Below are 22,199 nucleotides of genomic sequence, written 5' to 3'. Positions count from 1 at the left end.
CAAAAACCTATGAAGATCCAAATGTGGGAGCGGGCTTGCTCGCGAAAGCTCTGGATCAGTCACAGATGCGCTGACTGACGCCCCGCATTCGCGAGCAAGCCTGCTCCCACATTAAATTGTGTTGGCCTCAAGACCTCAATCAATCCGCGCAAACCGTTCAATTACCGGCTGTTCCCGATGCTCGGCCTGCCACAAGTCGTAGGCGCTTTGCATCGACAGCCAAAGCTGGGCAGTACTCACCCCGGCCCGCTCCAGCCGCACGGCAAGGTCTGGGCTGACTGGGGCGTGGCCATGCAAGATCCTTGAAAAGGTTTCGCGAGCGAAGCCAAGGCGCCGGGCCATTTCGGTGATGGTGATACCCAACGCTGGCACCACGTCTTCAAGCAGGATCTCACCTGGGTGAGGTGGGTTGTTGATGTCCTTGCATCGCTTCTTAGCTGTGAGATTCATGCGGTATGCCCGTGACGATTCAGACCGAAAAGGCTAGGGGTACCGGTTCCGAGCAACAACCTGAATAGCCTGTCAGAGCATTCCGATCTGACTGTCGGTGCCTCATGGTTCCTGGACAAATCTTGTCCTAACACCTGAGACGTAAGGTATGGATCGAATGGTTGTGTGAAGTTTCTGTAAGTACGAACTCGGGATTGTTTGCCGATTGTTGAGTGCTAGCGTTTCTTGCTCAACTCCATCAGCAAGGACTCGCAAATGGCCGTTCCACCCGCGCCCCCAGGCGTTTCGCTGCAAGACAATATCGCTATCGCCAACAACCGCAGGCTGCATTTGAAGCCCGGTTCGGCGCTCATGTATTCGTGGTTCTACTCACAGGTCCGAGGGCGTGGGCCTTGGGATTACAAACAGAAAAGCCTGGAGTATGAGGCGTTCGGAAACTTCAATTATGGTGCTACAGGTACGGTGCTGGGCATTCCCGAGCATGTTTTGTTACGGGCAGCAGGTGTCGCTCAAACATTCGCAGAAACCACCAAGCCGGAGTTTGGGTCATGGTGGGGAGGAGAACCGTTTGGCGATGATCCTCGCGATCAATATTGGATAAGGAGGGGGATTGAGTATGCAATTTCTCAGGGCTACTAAAGGCCTCTTTCCGGTCCTGCGCAACTGCCTGCTGGTAGCCTGCCTGATTTATATCGGGGGCCATTGGATCATGTCATCCGGCACACCGGATTTGGACGAAGTGGTTTTGAAACACTCGTTGGGCAACGGCAACTCAATTTATGGAGCGCGTGACGGACAGGGCGGCGCGACAGTGGGATTTTCCTACAGGTACTACGTTTATAAGAACTTGGGCAGTGACCAGGAGATACTGACAGCGCTGATGTCGGCACATCCCTTTTTGAAAACCAAAAAGCCAGATGTCCAGGTCACTCAGGTGGATGGCGTCATCCACCTCATTGTTCGTGGTGAGGTTTATGAGTACCGCAGCTATCCGCTCGAAGGTTTGGGGGCTGTGAGCATAGACATGAAGTTGTAGACCGGCGGGCTTCGGATTTTTCCTGCGAGATTTGGAGGTGTGCGTGAACTTGTCGCGTGCAGGCGGCGCGCCTAGTCTTCGTCCCGTCATCGCAAAAAACGGTGACACGGACGTGCAAGTCCGGTTACATGTCGGCGCACCGGCGCCCATAGCCATTCAACGGGCGTTTTTTATGCCTGCTGTATATGTTATGGCGGCTGTGCGTGGGAGATCCCTCGGGGTCTGCCGGGGTCCGATATGCCCGGTCTTGCACACCTGCGCACAGCTGCCACCTTAATTCGCGTGCAAGCGGAAGAGGGCAGTCTCCATCACATATCGGAGCTGTAAATCATGGTCAAACCTACCCCCAATCCACCTCTCTTCAGCGTAAATCCTCACCAAGACACCGAAACCCTGTTGGTCAACGCCAGCGAAACCCTGTCCTCCCTCAACGCACTCACCTGCAACCTGGCCTTCGACCTGGACACCTCCCAGCGCGCCATCCTGCTCGGCATCCAGCAAATGGCGGAGCTGGGGCAGATGCTGATTGATAGGGCGTTGGAGCAAGTCAGCCCGGCGCCAGCTGCTTAAAACGGCCCCAATCAGGGACTGATCGTTCCCTTTTGGGGACCGCTATTTAACAAGCGCCACTGAACAAATGTGGGAGCGGGCTTGCTCGCGAATGCGGACTGTCAGCAGACACTTCATTAGCTGACCCACTGCATTCGCGAGCAAGCCCGCTCCCACATTTAGAACTGCGTCCGGCTTGAGGGCGTATTTGCTGATGTTCCGTTACTCCAGCCGTAACGATCCATCGCCGGGCTTGATTGATGCCCCCCCGATTCACTCCTAAGGTACAGCCCACGACAGCAAACCCCGTGGAGCGACCATGACAACAACCAACACCCCCGACTCGCGCTGGACGCGGCGGCGCGACGAGAAGCAGCGGCGGCTCGGGCGGGTCAAACAGTATGCAGACGGGGCCGTGTTGCCCAGCGACAAGATCGTCGAGGCCCTGGAAGCCCTGATCCTCCCCGGCGACCGCGTGGTGCTGGAAGGCAATAACCAGAAACAAGCCGACTTCCTCTCCCGCTCCCTGGCCAAGGCCGACCCCGCCAAGCTCCACGACTTGCACATGATCATGCCCAGTGTCGGCCGCTCCGAGCACCTGGACCTGTTTGAAAAGGGCATCGCCCGCAAGCTCGACTTCTCCTTCGCGGGCACCCAGTCCCTGCGCATCAGCCAGTTGCTCGAAGACGGCCTGCTGGAAATCGGCGCGATCCACACCTACATCGAACTCTACGCACGGCTGGTGGTGGACCTGATCCCCAACGTCGTCCTGTCTGCCGGCTTCATGGCCGACCGCGCCGGCAACATCTACACCGGCGCCAGCACCGAAGACACTCCCGCGTTGATCGAGCCGGCTGCCTTCAGCGATGGCATCGTGATCGTGCAGGTCAACCAGTTGGTGGACGACGTCACCGACTTACCCCGCGTCGACATTCCGGCCAGTTGGGTGGACTTCGTGGTGGTGGCCGACAAACCCTTCTACATCGAGCCGCTGTTCACCCGCGACCCGCGCCACATCAAGCCGGTGCATGTGTTGATGGCGATGATGGCGATCCGTGGCATCTACGAAAAACACAATGTGCAGTCCCTCAACCACGGCATCGGGTTCAACACCGCGGCCATTGAGTTGATCCTGCCCACCTACGGCGAATCCCTCGGCCTCAAGGGCAAGATCTGCCGCAACTGGACCCTCAACCCGCACCCGACGCTGATCCCTGCCATCGAAAGTGGCTGGGTAGAAAGCGTGCATTGTTTTGGTACCGAACTGGGCATGGAGAACTACATCGCCGCACGGCCGGATGTGTTCTTCACCGGCCGCGATGGCTCGATGCGTTCCAACCGAATGTTCTGCCAACTGGCCGGCCAATACGCGGTGGACCTGTTCATCGGCGCCACCCTGCAAGTCGACGGCGACGGCCATTCCTCAACCGTGACCCGTGGCCGTCTCGCCGGGTTTGGCGGTGCGCCGAACATGGGCCACGACCCACGCGGTCGCCGCCATGGCACCCCGGCATGGCTGGACATGCGCCACGACGACGCGCCCGAAGCGCTGTTGGAGCGCGGCAAAAAGCTGGTGGTGCAAATGGTCGAGACCTTCCAGGAAGGCGGCAAACCGACTTTCGTCGACACCCTTGACGCGGTGGAAGTCGCGCGCAAAAGCGGCATGCCCCTGGCGCCGATCATGATCTACGGCGACGACGTCACCCACCTGCTCACCGAAGAAGGCATCGCCTACCTGTACAAGGCGCGTTCCCTGGAAGAGCGCCAGGCGATGATCGCGGCTGTCGCAGGCGTCACCGCCATCGGCCTGCGCCACAACCCCAAGGACACCGCGCGCATGCGCCGCGAAGGCCTGATCGCCTTGCCCGAAGACTTGGGCATTCGCCGCACCGACGCCACTCGCGAGCTGTTGGCCGCCAAGAGCGTGGCCGACCTGGTGGACTGGTCCGGTGGCCTGTACAACCCGCCCGCCAAGTTCAGGAGCTGGTAAATGCGCGCCCTCAAACTGCATGAATTGACCCTTGCTGATCGCCTGGCGGACATGGCGGTCGACGCCTTGATTGATGAGGCGGACCTATCGCCCAAGCCGGCCCTGGTCGACCGTCGCGGCAACGGCGCCCACAACGATTTGCACCTGGGCCTGATGCACGCCTCGGCACTGTCGTTGTGGCCGATGTTCAAGGAAATGGCCGAAGCGGCCATCGAGTTCGGCGAAGTCGGCTTGCCCCTGCGTGAAGCCCTGGGGCGGATCGGCCGCGAAGGCGAACAAGCCATGCTCGCCACCACCGACGGCGTGAATACCCATCGCGGCGCGATCTGGGCCCTCGGTTTGCTCACCGCTGCGGCAGCCCTGGCGCCCCGTGCCGTCACGCTGACCGCCGCCCGGCTGGCCCTGCTCAACGACCGCTATGCCCCACAACCGATGAGCCACGGTGCCCAGGTCGCCCAACGCTACGGCGCACGCGGCGCCCGTGAAGAAGCGCAACTGGGCTTCCCTTCGGTGATGCAGCGCGGCCTGCCGCAACTGCGCAAAAGTCGTCTGCAAGACGCCGGCGAGCAGAACGCCCGCCTCGACGCCTTGCTTGCGATCATGACCGAGCTGGCCGACACCTGTGTGCTCTACCGCGCAGGCCCTGAAGGCATCAGCGCCATGCAACACGGCGCCCAAGCCGTGCTGGACGCGGGCGGCAGCGCGACCCTGGCCGGTCGCCGCCAACTGCATGCGCTGGACCAACACCTGCTGGCCCTGAATGCCTCCCCGGGCGGCGCCGCCGACCTGTTGGCCGCCTGCCTGTTTATCGACCGCCTCGACGGAGCGTTGTGATGGAAACCTTATCCTTTGAATTCCCCGCCGGACAGCCGCCCAAAGGCCGTGCGCTGGTGGGGTGTGTCGGCTCCGGCGACCTGGAAGTGCTGCTGGAGCCGGGCACGCCGGGCACCCTGACCATCCAGGTGCAGACCTCGGTCAACGGCGCCGAGCAGCGCTGGCAGCACCTGTTCGAACGCATCTTTCAAGAGCAAACGCCACCGGCGTTGAAGATCGATATCCACGACTTCGGCGCGACACCCGGTGTGGTGCGTTTGCGCCTGGAGCAAGGTTTCGAGGAGATCGGCCATGACTGACTTACTCGCCAAACACAGCTTCGTCGAACTCGGCGCACGTCAGCGTGCCAAGGCCTTGCTGGACGCCGGCACCTACCGTGAATTGATCGACCCGTTCCAGCGCGTCATGTCGCCGTGGCTCAGCCGCCAGGGCGTGGTGCCGCAAGCCGATGACGGCGTGGTGATCGCCAAGGGCAGCCTCGCCGGCAAGCCGGTGGTGATCGCGGCCATCGAAGGTAATTTCCAGGGCGGCAGCCTCGGTGAAGTCGGCGGGGCAAAAATCGCCGGTGCGCTTGAGCTGGCGGCCGAAGACAACCGCAAGGGTATTCCCACGCGTGCCGTGCTGTTGCTGGAAACCGGTGGCGTGCGCCTGCAGGAAGCCAACCTGGGGCTGGCGGCGATTGCCGACATCCACGCGGCGATTGTCGACCTGCGCCAGTACCAGCCGGTGATCGGTGTGGTGGCGGGCAGCGTCGGTTGCTTTGGCGGCATGTCCATCGCGGCCGGGCTGTGCAGCTACCTGGTGGTCACCCGCGAAGCACGGGTGGGCCTGAACGGCCCGCAGGTGATCGAGCAGGAAGCCGGCCTGGACGAATACGACTCCCGCGACCGGCCATTCATCTGGAGCCTTACCGGTGGCGAGCAACGCTTCAACAGCGGGTTGGCTGACCGTTACGTGGCCGACGATGTGGCCGAGATTCAGCAGACCGTCAGCGACCTGCTGGAGCAGGGCCTACCCGCTCAACCACGCAGTCGCCAGGCCGAGCACTACCTGGCGCGCCTGGCCGAACTGGACGCCACGCCACAAATCGATGCGGCGACGGTGCGTGCGCTGTATCAAGGAGATCGCTCATGAGAGGTTTGCAGTGGTTCAACGCATTGAGCGTGGGGGCAACGCCCGTCGAGGGTTTGCCGGCTTCGCTGAAAGTGGCTGACGGCCTGTTGGGCGGGCAACCTGTGCGCTTTATCGCCGTGGTCACCGACCCGCACAACCGCTTTCCCCGCGCACGCAACGGCGAGGTCGGGTTGCTCGAAGGCTGGGGCCTGGCCAAGGCGGTGGATGAAGCCATCGCCCGTGGCGACAAGCGCCCGCTGATCGCTATCGTCGACGTGCCGAGCCAAGCCTATGGCCGTCGCGAAGAAGCCCTCGGTATCCATCAGGCCCTGGCCGCCGCCGCTGACAGTTATGCCCGCGCCCGGCTGGCCGGGCACCCGGTGATTGCGCTGCTGGTGGGCAAGGCGATGTCGGGCGCGTTCCTCGCCCACGGCTACCAGGCCAACCGCCTGATCGCCCTGCGCGACCCGGGCGTGATGGTACACGCCATGGGCAAGGCCTCGGCGGCGCGGGTGACTTTGCGCAGTGTCGAGGAGCTGGAAGCGTTGGCCGCCAGCGTGCCACCCATGGCCTATGACATCGACAGCTATGCCAGCCTGGGTTTGCTGTGGGAGACCTTGTCGGTTGAGCAGATCGAACAGCCCACGGCGCAGGATGTGGCGCGGGTGGGCGATTGCCTGGTGAGTGCAATCAAGGACATCGACGGCACTGATTTGAGCAACCGCCTGGGTGCTGCCCATCGCGCCGCCTCCAGCCACGTGCGCCAACTGCTGCGGGAGCAATGGTGAACGCGCACGACTTGCTCTGGGGCATGACCCCGGCGCACCTGCCCGCTGACGCCCCGGCGTGGGCGGTGCAGGCGGTGGGCACGGTGGTGGTGCGCCGCGCGACGGTTGCCGCAGGTTATGTCCCGGTGGGCGTGCGTGGCCGTTCCCGTGAGCAACGGTTTGCCGCGCTGATGCCGCTGGCTGCCGTGCAACGGCGGGTAGCGCCGGAAGCATTGCGTGATGTTGTCTCATCACGGGACTTGCCGGCGTTGCAGGCCCTCGATCAATTGCGCCCGGTGCTGGCGCCGTTTAATTGGGGCGTCACCGGCAGCGCCGGATTTGAGTTGGCCACGGGCATTGAAGCGCTGCATGCCCAGAGCGACCTGGATCTGATTCTGCGCACGCCGGAGCCGCTGGACCGCAGCGAGGCGCGCGACCTGTTGGCAACCTTGGACCAGGCCGTGTGCGCCGTGGACCTGCAATTGCAAACGCCCTTCGGCGCAGTGGCCTTGCGCGAATGGGCCGGCCCTTCACGGCGGGTGCTGTTGAAAACCGCCAGCGGTGCCCATCTGGTGCTCGACCCTTGGCAGGCCGTGGCATGAGCAGCTTTCTGGTGTTCCCCGGGCAAGGCGCCCAACGGCCGGGTATGCTCCAGGCGCTGCCCGCCGATGTGCTGGATGAAGCCAGCCAAGCCTTGGGTGAAGACGTCCGCACCCTGGATTCAGCGCACGCCTTGGCCAATACCCGCGCCGTCCAGCTGTGCCTGCTGATCGCCGGCGTGGCCCACGCCCGCTTGTTGCAACACACCCCGGATTACGTCGCGGGCCTTTCCATTGGCGCATACCCGGCCGCCGTGATCGCCGGTGCCCTGGCATTTGCCGACGCGGTGAAACTGGTCAGCCTGCGCGGCGAACTGATGCAAAACGCTTATCCACACGGCTACGGGATGACGGCCATCATCGGCCCGCCGTTATCCACAGTCGAAGCGCTGCTGGCTGAAGTGAATAGCCCGGAAACCCCGGTGTACCTGGCCAATATCAACGCCGACAACCAGACCGTGATTGCCGGCAGCGACGCCGCCATGACGCGTATCGCCCAACGTATCAAAGGCAACGGCGTGGCCAAGCGCCTGGCCTTGAGTGTGCCGTCTCACTGCGCGCTGCTGGAGCAACCGGCCCAGGTGTTGGCCCAGGCGTTTGTTGCGCTCAAGCCGCCGCGCATCACCTACCTGAGCAGTACCCGTGCGCGGCCTGTGCACAACCCCGAACAACTGCGCGACGACCTCGCCTTCAACATGTGCCGCGTCGTCGACTGGCGCGGCACGGTGCAAAGCGCCTACGAGCGCGGCGTGCGCCTGCAGATCGAGCTGCCCCCCGGCGCCGTGCTCACCGGCTTGTCACGCCGGGTGTTCGAGCAAGGCACGGTGATCGCCTGCGAGGGCGCACGCCTGGACACCTTGCAGGCCCTGCTGCAAGAGGAGGAGCGCCGCCACCGATAAAGCACCACCCAAGGCTTTCGAAGCACAAGAACAACAATTTCGATCGAGCACTTTGAGGACAACAACGATGATTATCTACGGTGTGGCATTGCTGGCGATCTGCACGCTGGCGGGCGTGATCATGGGCGACATGCTCGGCGTGTTGCTGGGTGTCAAATCCAACGTGGGCGGGGTGGGTATCGCAATGATCCTGCTGATCTGCGCCCGCCTGTGGATGCAAAAACGTGGCGGCATGACCAAGGATTGCGAGATGGGCGTGGGCTTCTGGGGCGCGATGTACATCCCGGTGGTGGTGGCGATGGCGGCGCAACAGAACGTGGTCACGGCCTTGCACGGCGGTCCTGTCGCGGTCCTGGCGGCGATTGGTTCCGTGGTGGTCTGTGGTTGCACCATCGCGCTCATCAGCCGTACCCACAAGGGCGAACCCTTGCCCGCCGAAGAGCCGCTGATCGCGCCAGTGGGAGGTCGCTGATATGTGGGATCTCATCGAAAAAGGGTTGGAACATAACGGCCTGATCACCGCCTTTGCCTTCGTCGGCGTGGTGATGTGGATTTCCGTGGTGCTGTCCAAGCGCCTCACGTTTGGGCGCATTCATGGTTCGGCGATTGCCATCGTCATCGGCCTGGTTCTGGCGTGGGTCGGTGGCACGGTCACGGGTGGGCAAAAAGGCCTGGCCGACATGGCACTGTTCTCCGGCATCGGCCTGATGGGCGGTGCCATGCTGCGTGACTTCGCCATCGTTGCCACGGCGTTTGAAGTGCAAGCCACCGAGGCACGCAAAGCCGGGTTGATCGGGGTGATTGCGCTGCTGTTGGGCACGGTATTGCCGTTCATTGTTGGTGCGAGCATGGCCTGGGCATTTGGTTATCGTGATGCGATCAGCATGACGACTATCGGTGCCGGCGCGGTGACGTACATCGTTGGCCCGGTGACCGGAGCGGCCATTGGTGCGACCTCGGACGTGATGGCGCTGTCGATTGCCACGGGCTTGATCAAGGCCATTCTGGTCATGGTCGGCACGCCGGTGGCGGCGCGCTGGATGGGCCTGGACAACCCGCGTTCGGCGATGGTGTTTGGTGGCTTGGCGGGGACGGTCAGCGGTGTGACCGCGGGGCTGGCGGCGACGGATCGGCGGTTGGTGCCCTATGGCGCGCTGACGGCGACGTTCCATACCGGGCTTGGGTGTTTGCTGGGGCCTTCGGTGTTGTACTTCATTGTTCGTGGGTTGGTTGGCTAGTTTCGGAATTTATGGTGTCTGGTCGGGCCTCTTCGCGAGCAAGCCCGCTCCCACAGTTGATCGGGTTCCAGCATGAAAATGCGGTCGAATGTGGGAGCGGGCTTGCTCGCGAATGCGGTGTATCAGGTTGCCACCTGGCGATTGGCGTACATCCGGCACTCTGCCAACAACGCCAACAGATTCGGGTCGCGCTCCTTGGCCTTCAGGAACACCACCCCTATCTGCTGCTGCAACCGGTACCGGGGTTGCAGCGGGATCAGCTTCACCCGGTTCTCATACACCGCCGCAATCCGCCCGGGCAGCAGCGCGTAACCCACGCCCGAGCTGACCATGCTCAGCAGCGTAAAGATGTCATTGACTTGCATCGCCACCTTCGGCTCGAACCCCGCCTGCTGGAACACGCGGTTGCCATCCTGGTGGGTGGCGAAGCCCTGGGTGAGGGTGATGAAGGTGGCGTCGCGCACATCCGCCAGATCGATCTGCTGTTCGCGGTCGAAGGGCGAGTCGGCCGGGGTGGCCAGGAAGATGTCATCGGAAAACAGCGCGATCTGCTCGCAGTCGGGGTCGTTGGCATGCTCATCCAGGGAGATGAGGATGGCGTCCACTTCCATGTTCTTGAGCTTGTAGAGCAAGTCGAAGTTGGAGCCCAGGATCAGGTCGATGTTGAGTTCGCTGCGGCGGATCTTCAGGCCCATGATCAATTGCGGCACGGTCTTCACCGTGAGCGAATAGAGTGACCCCAACTTGAAACGCTCCGCCGAATAGCCCGCCGCTTCGCGAGTGAGGCGTACGCTGTCGACCACGTCGGCCACCAGTTTCTGTGCGCGCTCCTCCAACATGTAGGCGCTCTCCAGCGGCGTGAGGTTGCGCCCTTCGTGCTTGAACAGCGGGCAGCGCAGGGCATTTTCCAGGGAGTGGATGGCGCGGTGCACGCTGACGTTGCTGGTTTGCAGCTCGGCGGCGGCACGGGCCAGGTTGCCGGTGCGCATGAACGCCAGGAAGATTTCCAGCTTCTTGAGGGTGAACTCTTCGTCGATCAGCATGGCGGTCACTCTTGTTCGAATGCCGTCGATTGTGCCCCTAAAACCAATTCACTCCCAGCCATGCACTGCCCAGGCCCAGCAGCACGCCGAATATGATCAGCCAGATCGCGTTGAGCCGCGTGTAATAGACCACGGCGGCGCTGGCCAGGGTCAGGACCAGGCTGGTGGTGTTGTTTTCCAGGCTGTTCATCAGGATGTAGGTGGAGGCGAGGATCAGGCCGATGGAGATCGGCAGCAGGCTGCGCTTGACCCGTTGCACCCAGGGCGTCTGGGTGTGTTTTTCCAGCCAGCCGGCGCCGACGTAGGCCAATACCGAACAGGGCACCAGCTTGGCCAGCAAGGCCACCAGCGCACCCGGCAGGCCTGCCGCCTGTTGGCCGATGAACACCAGGAACATGCCGTTGGGCCCCGGCAGCGCCTGGGACAGGGCGAAGAACGCGACGAATTGCGCGTCGGTGATCCAATGCATGTCCACCACGGTGTAGCGGTGGATGTCGCCAATGGCCACGGTGTTGCCGCCAATCGCCATCAGCGACCACAGCGCGCATTGGATCATCAGGTGCAGGAGGACGGTCTGCATCAGCCGGCCACCTTTTTTGTGTCGATGAAACTCAAGGCCAGGGAGCTGGGGATGCTGATCAGCAACACCAGCCACAGCGGCAGCACCAGCACGGCCATCAACACGAAGGTCAGCACGAAGGCGCTGTAGTTGGCCAAGTTGCGGGGCATGGCCTTGAGCAGGCGCAGTGTTGTACCCAACATCAGCCCGGTGGCAATCGGCATCACCGCGCCGAAGATCTGCTGCACCACTTCATGACTCCACCACTTGGCGTAGGCGAACCCGGCCAGCACGGTGATCAGCGAGGGGAACAGGTACAGCCCGCAGACGGTCACAACGGCACCCGGCAAACCGTGCAGGCGACGGCCGAAGATGATGCCGACGTTGGCAATGTTGGGGCCGGGGAAGAATTGGCCGGTGGTGAGCAGTTCATTGAAGCCCTGCTCGCTGACCCAGCGCCTGCGGTCGACCATCATCTGCCGCGCCCAGGGCATCACGCCGCCAAAGCCGAACAGGCCGACCATGGCGAAGTTGTAAAAAAGCTGCCATAGGCTGGGGGGCGGTGCGTCGGGTTCAAGCTCGGGCATGGCGATTACCAATAGGGCGCTTTTATGTGGGAGCTGGCTTGCCTGCGATAGCGGTCTATCAGTTGATAGAGATGCTGAGTCTCAGGCCCCCATCGCAGGCAAGCCAGCTCCCACAGGATTGTGCGAATCATCCGATGGGCAGTGGTCGTTGGGCAAATGAAGAAAGGGTGTTACCTGAAAGTGAGTGTCTGGCGTCAGAATGCTCAGGGTGATAACGGTTATTCGAGGTGAGTGACACATGTATCACGGGGAACGATTCAATGCCTGGAGCCATTTGCTCGGGGCGGTCGCAGCCTTTGCCGGCGCAGTGTGGATGCTGGTGGTAGCGAGCCTGGATGGCAGCCCCTGGAAGATCGTCAGCGTGGCGATCTATGGCTTTACGCTGTTGGTGCTGTACAGCGCGTCCACCGTGTACCACAGCGTGCGCGGGCGGCGAAAAGAGATCATGCAGAAGGTCGATCACTTTTCGATCTACCTGCTGATCGCCGGCAGCTACACGCCGTTTTGCCTGGTCACCCTGCGTGGTCCATGGGGCTGGACGTTGTTCGGCATCGTCTGGGGGCTGGCGGTGATTGGCATCCTGCAGGAGATCAAGCCGCGCTCCGAAGCACGGGTGCTGTCCATCGTGATCTACGCGGTGATGGGCTGGATCGTGCTGGTGGCGGTCAAGCCACTGATCGCCGCGCTGGGCACGGCGGGGTTTACCTGGCTGGCGGCCGGAGGGGTGCTGTACACCGTGGGCATCATCTTCTTTGCCCTGGAAGATCGCCTGCGGCACTCCCACGGCATCTGGCACCTGTTCGTCATCGGCGGCAGCCTGCTGCATTTCGTAGCAATCATGCACTACGTGCTCTAACCCCTGTGGGAGCTGGCTTGCCTGCGATAGCGGCCTCTCAGTTGGTACATTTTTAACTGATCCACCGCCATCGCAGGCAAGCCAGCTCCCACATTACAGGCGCTGCAGCAGCTCTTGGGCACGCTGCCCGAAAATCCCCAACAACGTTGCCAACATATGCGGCGGTGGTTCATCGGCGCGGGTCAGGGCGTACAAGGTGATTGGCAGCGGCGGGGTGAGTGTACGGATGCAGGTGGTGGCCGTGGAGGCGCCGAGTGCCGTAAAGGGGTCGATGACGGTAAGCCCGGCGCCGGACTCCACCATGGCACGCGCCAGGGAATAGGTCTGTACCGAGATCGTCACCCGAGGCGCGGGGTCGACGTTTTCCAGGTAGCTGTCGAGCTTGGCCGCCAAGGGGTCGGCGCTGGACAGGCCAATCAACGGCGCACCGGCCAGATCCGCCAAGGGCAACGGTGTGCTCAAAGCGGCTTCAGACCAATAGCCTTTGGACGCCAATGCCACCAGCACACCGTTGGCCAGCACTTGCGTGGTCAACCCCGGATGCCCGGAAAAGTTGAGGGTCAGCGCCAGGTCGATCTCACGCATCAACAGCTTCTGCACCAGCTCGCGGCTATGGTCGCTGGACAGCTCGCAGGCCATGTCCGGGTAGTCGCGTTTCCATTCCAGGATGGCCGGTGGCAGCAGCGACAAGGCCAGCGCCGGGATTGCGCCAATGCGCACGCTGTGCCCGGGTTCGCGCCGCAAGCTCTTGGCCAGGCGCCGCACGCCTTGCAGGCTTTCGGTGACTTTCTCCACTTCGCTTTCCAGCGCCAGGGCTTCCGGGGTGGGCTGCAATTTGCCGCGTACCCGCAGGAACAGGGGGAAGCCCAGCTGCAATTCGGCGTGTTGCAACACCTTGGTCACCGCCGGCTGCGACACGTGCAGCAACTGCGCGGCGGCGCTGACGGAGCCGGTCTGGCGGATGGCTTGGAAGATTTCGATATGACGCAAGCGCATGGCAAGTCCATAACCTTTGTTTATAGGTGACCCATCTTTATTCATTGTCGATGGCCTGTCACCTGCCCCTACGCTTGAGGCCTCTTTATTCAATGGCTGGGGGCTGGGATGGCCAAGCAGGTTTGCATCATCGGCGGTGGGGTTGTCGGGCTGGCCAGCGCCTATGCGTTGGTTCGTGCCGGTCACGAGGTCACGCTGATCGAAGCCCGCGACACGTTGGGCAGCGAAACCAGTTTCGCCAACGGCGGGCAGTTGTCGTACCGCTATGTCGCGCCGCTGGCGGATGCTGGCGTGCCATTGCAAGCCATCGGCTGGCTATTGCGCGGGGACTCGCCGCTCAAGCTGCGCCCGCGCCTGGACCCGCAGCAATGGCGCTGGATGGCCGCGTTTCTCGGCGCCTGCCGGGGCTCGGTGAACGCGCGCAATGCCGGGCACCTGCTACGCCTGGCGTCCCTGAGCCAGGCCACGTTGCAGCAATGGCGCGAGGACGATCACCTGGACGGTTTCCACTGGCGGCGCAACGGCAAGCTGGTGACCTTCCGCAATGCCAGCAGCTTCGAGCATGCCCGCAGCAAAGTCACCGATATCCTGCAGCAGCAGGTGTTGTCGGCTGACGACTGCGTGCGGCTGGAACCGGCCTTGGTGGGCGGTGGTTTTGTCGGCGGGATCTATACGCCAAACGAAGAAGTGGCCGATTGTCATGCCTTCTGCCAACGCATGGCCGTGCGGCTTGAAGCTTCGGGTCGCTGCCGTTTCCTGCTCGGACGCAAGGTCACTGGCCTTCGTCATGCTCACGGCGCAGTGCAGGCGGTCGAGATGGGCGATGAGGTGATGCCGGTACAAAACCTGGTGCTGGCGGCGGGGTATCGCAGCGCGGAGTTGGGTGTTTCGCTGCCGTTGTACCCGCTCAAGGGTTACAGCCTCAGCGTGCCGATTGGCGCACAGCACCGGGCGCCAAGCGTGAGCATCACCGATTACGACCGCAAGATCGTCTACGCACGTATAGGCGAGCAACTGCGGGTGGCGGCCATGGTGGACATCGTCGGCTTTGACGCCCGCCTGGAGCCCAAGCGCCTGGCGCTGATGAAACGCCAGGCGCTGGAGACATTTCCTATGGCGGGCGACTACACCCAGGCGGTGGAATGGGCCGGCATGCGCCCGGCCACGCCGACCGGCGTGCCGCTGATTGGCGCCAGTGTCTACCGCAACCTGTGGCTCAACCTGGGCCATGGCGCCCTTGGCTTTACCTTGGCCAGCGGCAGCGGCCAATTGCTGGCCGAACTGATCGACCAACGCACGCCTTCCATTGACCTGCAGGGCCTGGTGCCCCGCGCCGCTTGAGGTGTACCCATGAGTATCCACCGTATCAGCAGCAACGACCGGCTCTCTGGCGCCGTGACCTTCAAGGACCTGGTGTTTCTCTCGGGCCAGGTGCCCGGCGATGGCCAGGACGTGGCGACCCAGACTCGAGAAGTGCTGGCCAAGATCGACGGCTTGTTGGCCCAGGCCGGCAGCGACAAGGACCACTTGCTCAACGCGACGATCTACCTGAAAGACATCGGCAGCGGTTTTGCGCCGATGAACGACGTGTGGTCGGCCTGGCTGTCGCCGGGCTGCGCGCCGACGCGCACCACCCTGCAAGCCGAACTGGCGCGGCCGGCAGTGCTGGTGGAAATCAGCGTGATCGCGGTACGTAAATAACTTAAAAACCAACGGAGCATAACAATGAAAAAAATCCTGTTGACCGGCTGCACCCTGGGGCTCTTGTTTGGCGCACAGGCACAGGCCAATGAAGCGCCTCTGGAAGGCACGCTGGGCAAGATCGCCAGCGCCCGATCCATCACCTTGGGTTATCGCGATGCGTCGGTGCCGTTTTCCTACGTGGGCGACCACAGCGGCAAGCCGATGGGCTATTCAGTGGACCTGGCGAACAAGATTGTCGAACGCGTCCAGCAGAAAATCGGGGGAGCCAGCCTCGCGGTGAAATACAACCTGGTGACGTCCCAGACGCGCATCCCGCTGGTGCAGAACGGCACCGTGGACCTGGAATGCGGCTCCACCGGGGTGACGGCCGAGCGGCAGAAACAGGTGGCGTTTTCCTACGGGTTTATCTACGTGAAAGGCCAGTTGCTGACGGCCAAGGACAGCGGCATCACGGGCTTTGCGGACCTGACGGGCAAGAACGTGGTGACCACGGCGGGCACGACCAATGAGCGGTTCCTCAAAAGCTACAACGCCGAGCACAAGGCCAATATGTTCGTGATCAGCGCCAAGGACCACGGCGAAGCGTTCAAGATGCTTGAGACGGGGCGTGCGGCCGCGTTCTACATGGATGACGCCTTGCTCTACGGCGAGCGCGCCAAGGCCAAGGACCCGCACAACTGGGTGGTGGTGGGTAAAGAACAGTCGCGGGAAATCTACAGCTGCATGGTGCGCAAGGACGACCCGCAGTTCCTGGCGGTGGTCAACGACGCGCTGGGCGACCTGTACCGCTCGGGGGCGATCAACGGGATTTACCAGCGCTGGTTTGAACAGCCGATTCCGCCCAAGGGGCTGAACCTGGAGTTCCCGATGACCAGCGAGTTGAAGGCGATCATTGCCACGCCGGTGAGTGACCCGGTGGAATAAAGAAGTGGTCACCCAATCAACACTGTGGGAGCTGGCTTGCCTGCGATAGCGGTGGGTCAGGCGCCAGTGGGGTTGGCTGGAAGACCGCCATCGCAGGCAAGCCAGCTCCCACAGGGGGGATTGGGTTTGCAAAGGGACAGGGTTAGAAATCACCCCACAGTTGTTGGGCCACAGCCAACGCCACCACCGGTGCCGTTTCGGTGCGCAGCACTCGCGGGCCCAGGCGAGCGGCGTGGTAGCCAGCCGCTTGTGCAGTTTGCACTTCGTTGTCCGTCAACCCACCCTCAGGCCCAATCAGGAAGGCCAGGCTCGCTGGCTTGGCGTGGCTGACCATCGGCTCGGCCACCGGGTGCAGCACCAGCTTCAAATCGGCCTCGGTCTGCTTCAACCAGTCCGCCAGCAACAGTGGCGGGTGGATGACCGGCACGGTTGAACGCCCACACTGCTCGCATGCGCTGATCGCCACTTGGCGCCAGTGCAGCAGGCGTTTGTCGGCGCGTTCGTCCTTGAGGCGCACTTCGCAGCGGTCACTGAAAATCGGCGTGATTTCATTCACACCCAATTCGGTGGCTTTCTGAATCGCCCAATCCATACGCTCGCCCCGGGACAGGCCCTGGCCGAGATGAATGTGCAGTGGTGACTCGGCCTGGCCATCGAAGTGTTGGGTGAGTTGCACGGTGACGCGCTTCTTGCCGACTTCCAGCAGGCTGCCCAGGAACTCCTGGCCGGAACCATCGAACAATTGCACGGCGTCGCCTTCGCCCATGCGCAGCACGCGGCTGATGTAGTGCGCCTGGGCTTCGGGCAATTCGTGCTCGCCTAGGCTCAGCGGGGTGTCGGTGAAAAAGCGGGACAGTCTCATTTCTGTTCTCTGGAAATATTTATGTAGGCGCGAGCTTGCTGTGGCGAGGGAGCTTGCTCCCGTTCGACTGCAGAGCAGTCGCCAGATTTTGGGGGCGCTTCGCACCCCAGCGGGAGCAAGCTCCCTCGCCACAGAAGCCGGCTCCTACAAGGGTGTGGGTGATCAGCCGGGGTCGCGGAAGCCTGGATGGAAGTCCTTTGGTACGGCAACGCTGACCTTGCTGTTGGTGGCGATGTCGATGCCTTCGCTGGCAACCTCGGCCAAAAAGTCGATCTGCTCGGGCGTGATCACGTAAGGCGGCAGGAAATACACCACGCTGCCCAGCGGCCGCAACAGCGCACCGCGCTCCAGGGCGTGCTCGAACACCTTCAGGCCACGGCGTTCCTGCCACGGGTAGGCGGTCTTGGTGGCTTTGTCCTGGACCATCTCGATGGCCAGCACCATGCCGGTCTGGCGCACTTCCGACACGTGGGGGTGGTCCACCAGGTGCGCGGTGGCAGTGGCCATGCGCTGGGCCAGGGCCTTGTTGTTTTCGATGACGTTGTCTTCTTCGAAAATATCCAGGGTCGCCAGGGCCGCCGCACACGCCAGCGGGTTGCCGGTGTAGCTGTGGGAATGCAGGAAGGCACGCAGGGTCGGGTAGTCGTCGTAGAACGCGTCGTACACGTCATCGGTGGTGACCACGGCCGCCAGCGGCAGATAACCGCCTGTAAGGGCCTTGGACAGGCACAGGAAGTCCGGGCGGATGCCGGCCTGTTCACAGGCAAACAGGCTGCCGGTGCGGCCGAAACCGACGGCGATTTCATCGTGGATCAGGTGCACACCGTAGCGGTCGCAGGCTTCGCGCAGCAGTTTGAGGTACACCGGGTGGTACATGCGCATGCCGCCCGCACCCTGGATCAACGGTTCGATGATCACGGCGGCGACGCTATCGTGGTGCTCGGCGAGGGTCTGCTCCATCACCTGGGCCATCGTGCGCGAGTGGTCTTCCCAGCTCACGCCCTCGGGGCGCAGGTAGCAATCGGGGCTCGGCACTTTGATCGTGTCGAGCAGCAACGCCTTGTAGGTTTCGGTAAACAGCGGCACGTCGCCCACCGACATCGCGGCGATGGTTTCGCCGTGGTAGCTGTTGGTCAGGGTGACGAAGCGCTTTTTGTTCGGCAGGCCACGGTTGAGCCAGTAGTGAAAGCTCATTTTCAGCGCAACTTCGATGCACGACGAGCCGTTATCGGCGTAGAAGCACCGGGTCAGACCTTCGGGCGTCATCTGCACCAGGCGCTCGGACAGCTCGATCACCGGCTGGTGGCTGAAACCGGCGAGGATCACGTGTTCCAATTGGTCCACCTGGTCCTTGATGCGCTGGTTGATGCGCGGGTTGGCGTGGCCGAACACGTTGACCCACCAAGAGCTGACGGCGTCGAGGTAGCGTTTGCCTTCGAAGTCTTCCAGCCAGACGCCTTCACCCCGCTTGATCGGGATCAGGGGCAGTTGCTGGTGGTCTTTCATCTGGGTGCAGGGATGCCACAGCACGGCGAGGTCGCGTTGCATCCACTGGTTATTCAAGCCCATCTGGGGTCTCCTCGAAGCGGCCCGCGTGGCACGCGGGCGTAACAATCGCGCAAGCCTATGCAATGGATGGCCGTGTCACAACCCATAACCTGCGAATAGGCAGTAAACACAGGACGGTCTGTCACGTTTCTTCTGGATAGTCCTTAATCCGTTGTTAATTTACGCTTCATACCCTCAAGATCGTATTTCTCGATATTTCAAAGCGAAAATTTCCGCTTTAATTCGATAGGTAAATCGCTAGTCTTGGGCGCAGCTCTTACGGGATTAAGTACATGCAGTTACGCAATTCTCCGGCCCGCTACGGTTGGGTCAGCATGGTTTTGCACTGGGGCGTAGCCTTGGTGGTGTTTGGTCTGTTCGCCCTGGGCTTGTGGATGGTCGGGCTCGATTACTACAGCGCCTGGCGCAAAGACGCGCCGGACCTGCACAAAAGCATCGGCATCACGCTGTTTGCCATCATGCTGGTGCGTATCGTCTGGCGTCTGGTCAGCCCGCCGCCACCACCGCTTGCCAGCTACAGCCGCTTGACCCGTATCGGTGCCGCATTTGGCCACGCGTTCCTTTATCTCGGGCTGTTTGCCGTGATGATTGCCGGTTACCTGATTTCCACCGCAGACGGTGTCGGTATCCCGGTGTTTGGCCTGTTTGAGATTCCTGCCGTGGTTTCCGGGCTACCGGACCAAGCAGACAACGCCGGCGTGGTGCACCTGTACCTCGCCTGGGTATTGGTGGTCTTCGCCGGCTTGCACGGCGTGGCTGCCTTGAAACACCACTTTATCGATCGTGATGCGACCCTCACGCGAATGCTGGGGCGCAAAGCCTGATGTTCAACCTCGACTCACAAGGAATAGAACGCATGTTGAAAAAGACCCTCGCTGCTCTGGCAATCGGTACTGCCCTGCTGTCCGCAGGCCAGGTGATGGCTGCTGACTACAAGATCGACAAGGAAGGCCAGCACGCCTTCATCGACTGGAAAATCAGCCACCTGGGCTACAGCTACATCCACGGTACCTTCAAGGACTGGGATGGCACCTTCAGCTGGGATGCCGCCAAGCCTGAAGCCAGCAAAATCGCTGTCGACGTGAAAACCGCCAGCCTGTGGTCCAACCACGCAGAACGTGACAAGCACGTTGCGAGCAAGGACTTCCTAGACGTCGCCAAATTTGCCGACGCCAAGTTCGTGTCCACCGCCGTTAAATCCACCGGCGAAAAAACCGCTGACGTGACCGGCGACCTGACGTTCCACGGCGTGACCAAGCCGGTGACCTTCAAGGCGACCTTCAACGGTGAAGGCAAGGACCCATGGGGCGGCGAACGTGCTGGCTTCAACGCCACCACCACGCTGAACCTGAACGACTTCGGCATCAAAGGCCCAGGCCCGTCCTCGCAGACTGTAGACCTGGACATCTCGCTGGAAGGTGTGAAACAGAAATAATTGCTGCCCGCACAAAAAAACCGGATCTCGCGATCCGGTTTTTTTATGCCTAGCCGTTCAACACAACAATTGATCTGACATGGGATCCCCTGTGGGAGCGGGCCCATCCACAGTTGATCTGTGTTGAGTCAAAAAAAATGCCCCGTCTCGAAAGAGGCGGGGCATTTTTTATGGGGCTTTGAAACTCAGCGGTTACGGGTCAGCAGCGCTGGCTTTTCACCACGAGGACGGCCCGGCAGTTGATCCAACTGCTCAGGTGTCGGGAAGCGGTCTGCCTTCGACTCCTTGTGGATGATCTTCGGCGCCGGGCCGCCGCGCGGGTTCTGCACGGCTGGCTCGGACGAACGGGCTTGGTCGTCACGGGACGGGCGCCGGTTGCGCGAGTCTTCGCGACGGGCCTGGCCGTCACGTGGCGCGCCATTGCGTGGGCCGTTGCGCTTGCCGGGTGGGGTACCGGTGGTGCCGCCGCTGCTGTTGCGCGGACCGTTCTGACGGCCACCTTGTGGCTGACCGCCACGTGGCGCACCTGCACCCGCACCTTGTGCCGGGGCACCCGGGCGGCGGCCACGGCCCTGGGCCGGTTTGGCCTGGGGCACGTAGTCGACGCGGTTACCGAAGTTGTCCACGTCGTCGTCCAGGAACTCGTCTGGGGCGCGGTCGGCTGCGGCGCGTGGCGGCTGGCTCGGCTGGCGCTGTTCGCGGGCCGGGGTGCCTTCACGTGGCTTCTGCTCGCGGGCCGGGCGTTCGCCACGGCTGCTGGAGGCGGATTTTTCCTTGCCCTTGTCTTTGCCCTTGTCGCGACGACCGCCGCCGCCACCGCCGCCGTTCGGGCCATCGCCCTTCGGACCGCGTGGGTTGCGCGGGTTGCGCACGTCCGGACGTTCGCGCGCTTCTGGCTTCTCGGCCTCCACGGCGCTGGCATCGAAGCCCATCAGGTCGCCGTCGGCGATTTTCTGCTTGGTCATGCGCTCGATGCTTTTCAGCAGTTTTTCTTCGTCCGGTGCAACCAGGGAGATGGCTTCACCCGAACGACCGGCACGGCCGGTACGGCCGATACGGTGCACGTAGTCTTCATCGACGTTTGGCAGCTCGAAGTTGACCACGTGTGGCAATTGGTCGATGTCCAGGCCGCGCGCGGCGATATCAGTGGCGACCAGGATGCGCACGGTGCCGGCCTTGAAGTCAGCCAGGGCCTTGGTGCGTGCGTTCTGGCTCTTGTTGCCGTGGATGGCGACGGCGGTGAGGCCGTGCTTGTCCAGGTACTCGGCCAGGCGGTTGGCGCCGTGCTTGGTGCGGGTGAACACCAGCACCTGTTCCCAGGCGCCTGCGGTGATCAGGTGAGCCAGCAGCGCACGCTTGTGGCTGGCGGCCAGGCGGAACACGCGTTGCTCGATGCGCTCGACCGTGGTGTTCGGCGGCGTGACTTCGATGCGTTCCGGGTTGTGCAGCAGCTTGCCGGCCAGGGCAGTGATGTCCTGGGAGAACGTGGCCGAGAACAGCAGGTTCTGGCGTTTGGCTGGCAGGCGCGCGAGGACCTTTTTCACGTCATGGACAAAGCCCATGTCGAGCATGCGGTCGGCTTCGTCCAGCACGAGGATTTCCACGTGGGACAGGTCGACGCTGCCTTGGCCGCACAGGTCGAGCAGGCGGCCAGGGCAGGCCACCAGCACGTCAACACCACGGGACATGGCCTGAACCTGTGGGTTCATGCCGACGCCGCCGAAGATGCAGGCGCTGACGAACTTCAGGTCGCGGGCATACAGCTTGAAGCTGTCGTGCACTTGGGCGGCGAGTTCGCGGGTAGGGGTCAGGACCAGTACACGCGGTTGGCGCGGGCCGTGACGCTGGGATTTGTCCGGATGACCGTTGGGAAACAACCGCTCCAGGATCGGGAGGGCGAAGCCGCCGGTTTTACCAGTACCTGTCTGAGCCGCAACCATCAGGTCGCGACCTTGCAACACGGCGGGAATGGCCCGCTGTTGCACCGGAGTAGGCTCGGTATAGCCCGCTGCCTCGATGGCGCGGACTAAAGCCTCGGAGAGACCGAGGGAAGCAAAGGACATGAGTAATCCTGTTTTAGTTAGGGCTTGGCCCAGAGGGATAATCTTGCCGGGCGTGAATGACGCTTAGGGGAGCGTTATCCCGTCCGGTCCTGCTGCGTCTGGCGGGCACTCCACCGGCTCGCGCGG

At 62.5% G+C, this 22,199-nt stretch carries 26 protein-coding genes; 18 read left to right on the top strand and 8 right to left on the bottom strand.

Annotation, left to right across the window (positions count from 1 at the left end):
- Positions 1–135: 135 nt before the first annotated feature.
- A complete protein-coding gene (locus tag M2394_RS08835; protein WP_178920051.1) occupies positions 136–450 on the bottom strand; it encodes a HigA family addiction module antitoxin in 315 nt (104 codons plus the stop codon).
- Between the two features lie 255 nt (positions 451–705).
- On the opposite strand from M2394_RS08835, the gene M2394_RS08830 reads away from it, so the two are divergent.
- The 12 genes from M2394_RS08830 to madM all read left to right on the top strand — a co-directional run bounded on the left by M2394_RS08830 (position 706) and on the right by madM (position 9,475).
- Complete coding sequence (locus tag M2394_RS08830; RefSeq protein ID WP_178920052.1) at positions 706–1,089, top strand: polymorphic toxin type 44 domain-containing protein; 384 nt, start codon at positions 706–708, stop codon at positions 1,087–1,089.
- Positions 1,067–1,486, top strand: coding sequence for a hypothetical protein (locus M2394_RS08825; RefSeq protein ID WP_259172544.1), 420 nt, complete (start codon positions 1,067–1,069; stop codon positions 1,484–1,486). Before M2394_RS08830 ends, M2394_RS08825 begins: the two co-directional genes overlap by 23 nt.
- 330 nt (positions 1,487–1,816) lie before the next feature.
- The gene (locus M2394_RS08820; protein WP_259172180.1) at positions 1,817–2,056 is read left to right on the top strand and encodes a DUF6124 family protein; all 240 of its coding nucleotides are present in this window, start codon (positions 1,817–1,819) and stop codon (positions 2,054–2,056) included.
- A 298-nt stretch (positions 2,057–2,354) separates the two neighbouring features.
- On the top strand, positions 2,355–4,025 hold the full coding sequence (mdcA, locus tag M2394_RS08815) for a malonate decarboxylase subunit alpha (protein ID WP_178920054.1): 1,671 nt from the start codon (positions 2,355–2,357) through the stop codon (positions 4,023–4,025).
- Positions 4,026–4,859 carry a triphosphoribosyl-dephospho-CoA synthase gene (locus M2394_RS08810; RefSeq protein WP_178920055.1) on the top strand — a complete coding sequence of 278 codons (834 nt, stop codon included), beginning with the start codon at positions 4,026–4,028 and terminating at the stop codon, positions 4,857–4,859.
- Positions 4,859–5,158, top strand: a complete 300-nt coding sequence (locus tag M2394_RS08805) for a malonate decarboxylase subunit delta (RefSeq protein WP_017139433.1) — start codon at positions 4,859–4,861, stop codon at positions 5,156–5,158. The genes M2394_RS08810 and M2394_RS08805 overlap by 1 nt, the downstream gene beginning before the upstream one ends.
- Positions 5,151–5,993: a biotin-independent malonate decarboxylase subunit beta gene (locus tag M2394_RS08800; protein ID WP_259172178.1), complete on the top strand. Its 843-nt coding sequence runs from the start codon at positions 5,151–5,153 to the stop codon at positions 5,991–5,993. Before M2394_RS08805 ends, M2394_RS08800 begins: the two co-directional genes overlap by 8 nt.
- On the top strand, positions 5,990–6,760 hold the full coding sequence (gene mdcE, locus M2394_RS08795; RefSeq protein ID WP_259172177.1) for a biotin-independent malonate decarboxylase subunit gamma: 771 nt from the start codon (positions 5,990–5,992) through the stop codon (positions 6,758–6,760). The genes M2394_RS08800 and mdcE overlap by 4 nt, the downstream gene beginning before the upstream one ends.
- On the top strand, positions 6,754–7,341 hold the full coding sequence (locus M2394_RS08790; RefSeq protein WP_259172176.1) for a malonate decarboxylase holo-ACP synthase: 588 nt from the start codon (positions 6,754–6,756) through the stop codon (positions 7,339–7,341). The genes mdcE and M2394_RS08790 overlap by 7 nt, the downstream gene beginning before the upstream one ends.
- Positions 7,338–8,237 carry a malonate decarboxylase subunit epsilon gene (mdcH, locus tag M2394_RS08785; RefSeq protein WP_259172175.1) on the top strand — a complete coding sequence of 300 codons (900 nt, stop codon included), beginning with the start codon at positions 7,338–7,340 and terminating at the stop codon, positions 8,235–8,237. The genes M2394_RS08790 and mdcH overlap by 4 nt, the downstream gene beginning before the upstream one ends.
- A gap of 67 nt (positions 8,238–8,304) precedes the next feature.
- Positions 8,305–8,709, top strand: a complete 405-nt coding sequence (gene madL, locus M2394_RS08780; RefSeq protein WP_024077881.1) for a malonate transporter subunit MadL — start codon at positions 8,305–8,307, stop codon at positions 8,707–8,709.
- 1 nt (position 8,710) lies between these two features.
- Complete coding sequence (madM, locus tag M2394_RS08775; RefSeq protein WP_176996745.1) at positions 8,711–9,475, top strand: malonate transporter subunit MadM; 765 nt, start codon at positions 8,711–8,713, stop codon at positions 9,473–9,475.
- A 122-nt stretch (positions 9,476–9,597) separates the two neighbouring features.
- Here madM and M2394_RS08770 read toward each other — a convergent pair whose 3' ends face one another.
- Genes M2394_RS08770 through M2394_RS08760 form a run of 3 tightly spaced genes read right to left on the bottom strand, consistent with a single transcriptional unit; the run spans position 9,598 to position 11,664 of the window.
- Positions 9,598–10,518 carry a LysR substrate-binding domain-containing protein gene (locus M2394_RS08770; RefSeq protein WP_259172172.1) on the bottom strand — a complete coding sequence of 307 codons (921 nt, stop codon included), beginning with the start codon at positions 10,516–10,518 and terminating at the stop codon, positions 9,598–9,600.
- 37 nt (positions 10,519–10,555) lie between these two features.
- Entirely contained in the window at positions 10,556–11,098 is a 543-nt protein-coding gene (locus tag M2394_RS08765; protein ID WP_259172171.1) for a chromate transporter, read from the bottom strand.
- Complete coding sequence (locus tag M2394_RS08760) at positions 11,098–11,664, bottom strand: chromate transporter (RefSeq protein ID WP_176996742.1); 567 nt, start codon at positions 11,662–11,664, stop codon at positions 11,098–11,100. The genes M2394_RS08765 and M2394_RS08760 overlap by 1 nt, the downstream gene beginning before the upstream one ends.
- 238 nt (positions 11,665–11,902) lie before the next feature.
- Between M2394_RS08760 and M2394_RS08755 the strand changes: the two genes are divergently transcribed.
- Positions 11,903–12,520 (top strand): hemolysin III family protein, encoded by a 618-nt coding sequence (locus M2394_RS08755; protein ID WP_178920063.1) that lies wholly within the window; start codon positions 11,903–11,905, stop codon positions 12,518–12,520.
- A gap of 93 nt (positions 12,521–12,613) precedes the next feature.
- Here the strand turns inward: M2394_RS08755 and M2394_RS08750 are convergent, their stop codons facing one another.
- Positions 12,614–13,516, bottom strand: coding sequence for a LysR family transcriptional regulator (locus M2394_RS08750; protein ID WP_259172170.1), 903 nt, complete (start codon positions 13,514–13,516; stop codon positions 12,614–12,616).
- Positions 13,517–13,624: 108 nt separating this feature from the next.
- Between M2394_RS08750 and M2394_RS08745 the strand changes: the two genes are divergently transcribed.
- Genes M2394_RS08745 through M2394_RS08735 form a run of 3 tightly spaced genes read left to right on the top strand, consistent with a single transcriptional unit; the run spans position 13,625 to position 16,144 of the window.
- On the top strand, positions 13,625–14,857 hold the full coding sequence (locus M2394_RS08745) for a D-amino acid dehydrogenase (protein ID WP_259172169.1): 1,233 nt from the start codon (positions 13,625–13,627) through the stop codon (positions 14,855–14,857).
- Between the two features lie 9 nt (positions 14,858–14,866).
- The gene (locus M2394_RS08740) at positions 14,867–15,217 is read left to right on the top strand and encodes a RidA family protein (RefSeq protein WP_178920066.1); all 351 of its coding nucleotides are present in this window, start codon (positions 14,867–14,869) and stop codon (positions 15,215–15,217) included.
- A gap of 24 nt (positions 15,218–15,241) precedes the next feature.
- The gene (locus tag M2394_RS08735; protein ID WP_178920067.1) at positions 15,242–16,144 is read left to right on the top strand and encodes a transporter substrate-binding domain-containing protein; all 903 of its coding nucleotides are present in this window, start codon (positions 15,242–15,244) and stop codon (positions 16,142–16,144) included.
- Between the two features lie 142 nt (positions 16,145–16,286).
- Here the strand turns inward: M2394_RS08735 and M2394_RS08730 are convergent, their stop codons facing one another.
- Together M2394_RS08730 and M2394_RS08725 are read right to left on the bottom strand one after the other, a co-directional pair.
- Entirely contained in the window at positions 16,287–17,006 is a 720-nt protein-coding gene (locus M2394_RS08730) for a 16S rRNA (uracil(1498)-N(3))-methyltransferase (protein ID WP_178920068.1), read from the bottom strand.
- Between the two features lie 162 nt (positions 17,007–17,168).
- Positions 17,169–18,575, bottom strand: a complete 1,407-nt coding sequence (locus M2394_RS08725; protein ID WP_178920069.1) for an adenosylmethionine--8-amino-7-oxononanoate transaminase — start codon at positions 18,573–18,575, stop codon at positions 17,169–17,171.
- 272 nt (positions 18,576–18,847) lie between these two features.
- Here M2394_RS08725 and M2394_RS08720 point away from each other — a divergent pair, with 272 nt between their 5' ends.
- Positions 18,848–19,399, top strand: a complete 552-nt coding sequence (locus M2394_RS08720) for a cytochrome b (protein ID WP_176996734.1) — start codon at positions 18,848–18,850, stop codon at positions 19,397–19,399.
- Between the two features lie 32 nt (positions 19,400–19,431).
- A complete protein-coding gene (locus tag M2394_RS08715) occupies positions 19,432–20,010 on the top strand; it encodes a YceI family protein (RefSeq protein WP_178920070.1) in 579 nt (192 codons plus the stop codon).
- A 185-nt stretch (positions 20,011–20,195) separates the two neighbouring features.
- Here M2394_RS08715 and M2394_RS08710 read toward each other — a convergent pair whose 3' ends face one another.
- Positions 20,196–22,073, bottom strand: coding sequence for a DEAD/DEAH box helicase (locus M2394_RS08710; protein WP_178920071.1), 1,878 nt, complete (start codon positions 22,071–22,073; stop codon positions 20,196–20,198).
- Between the last annotated feature and the right edge of the window lie 126 nt (positions 22,074–22,199).

The sequence above is a fragment of the Pseudomonas sp. BIGb0164 genome, assembly GCF_024810135.1.
In the GTDB taxonomy this organism is placed as follows: domain Bacteria; phylum Pseudomonadota; class Gammaproteobacteria; order Pseudomonadales; family Pseudomonadaceae; genus Aquipseudomonas.
Note: the sequence above shows the minus strand (reverse complement) of the source record. Positions and strands in the feature narration are given on the sequence as shown.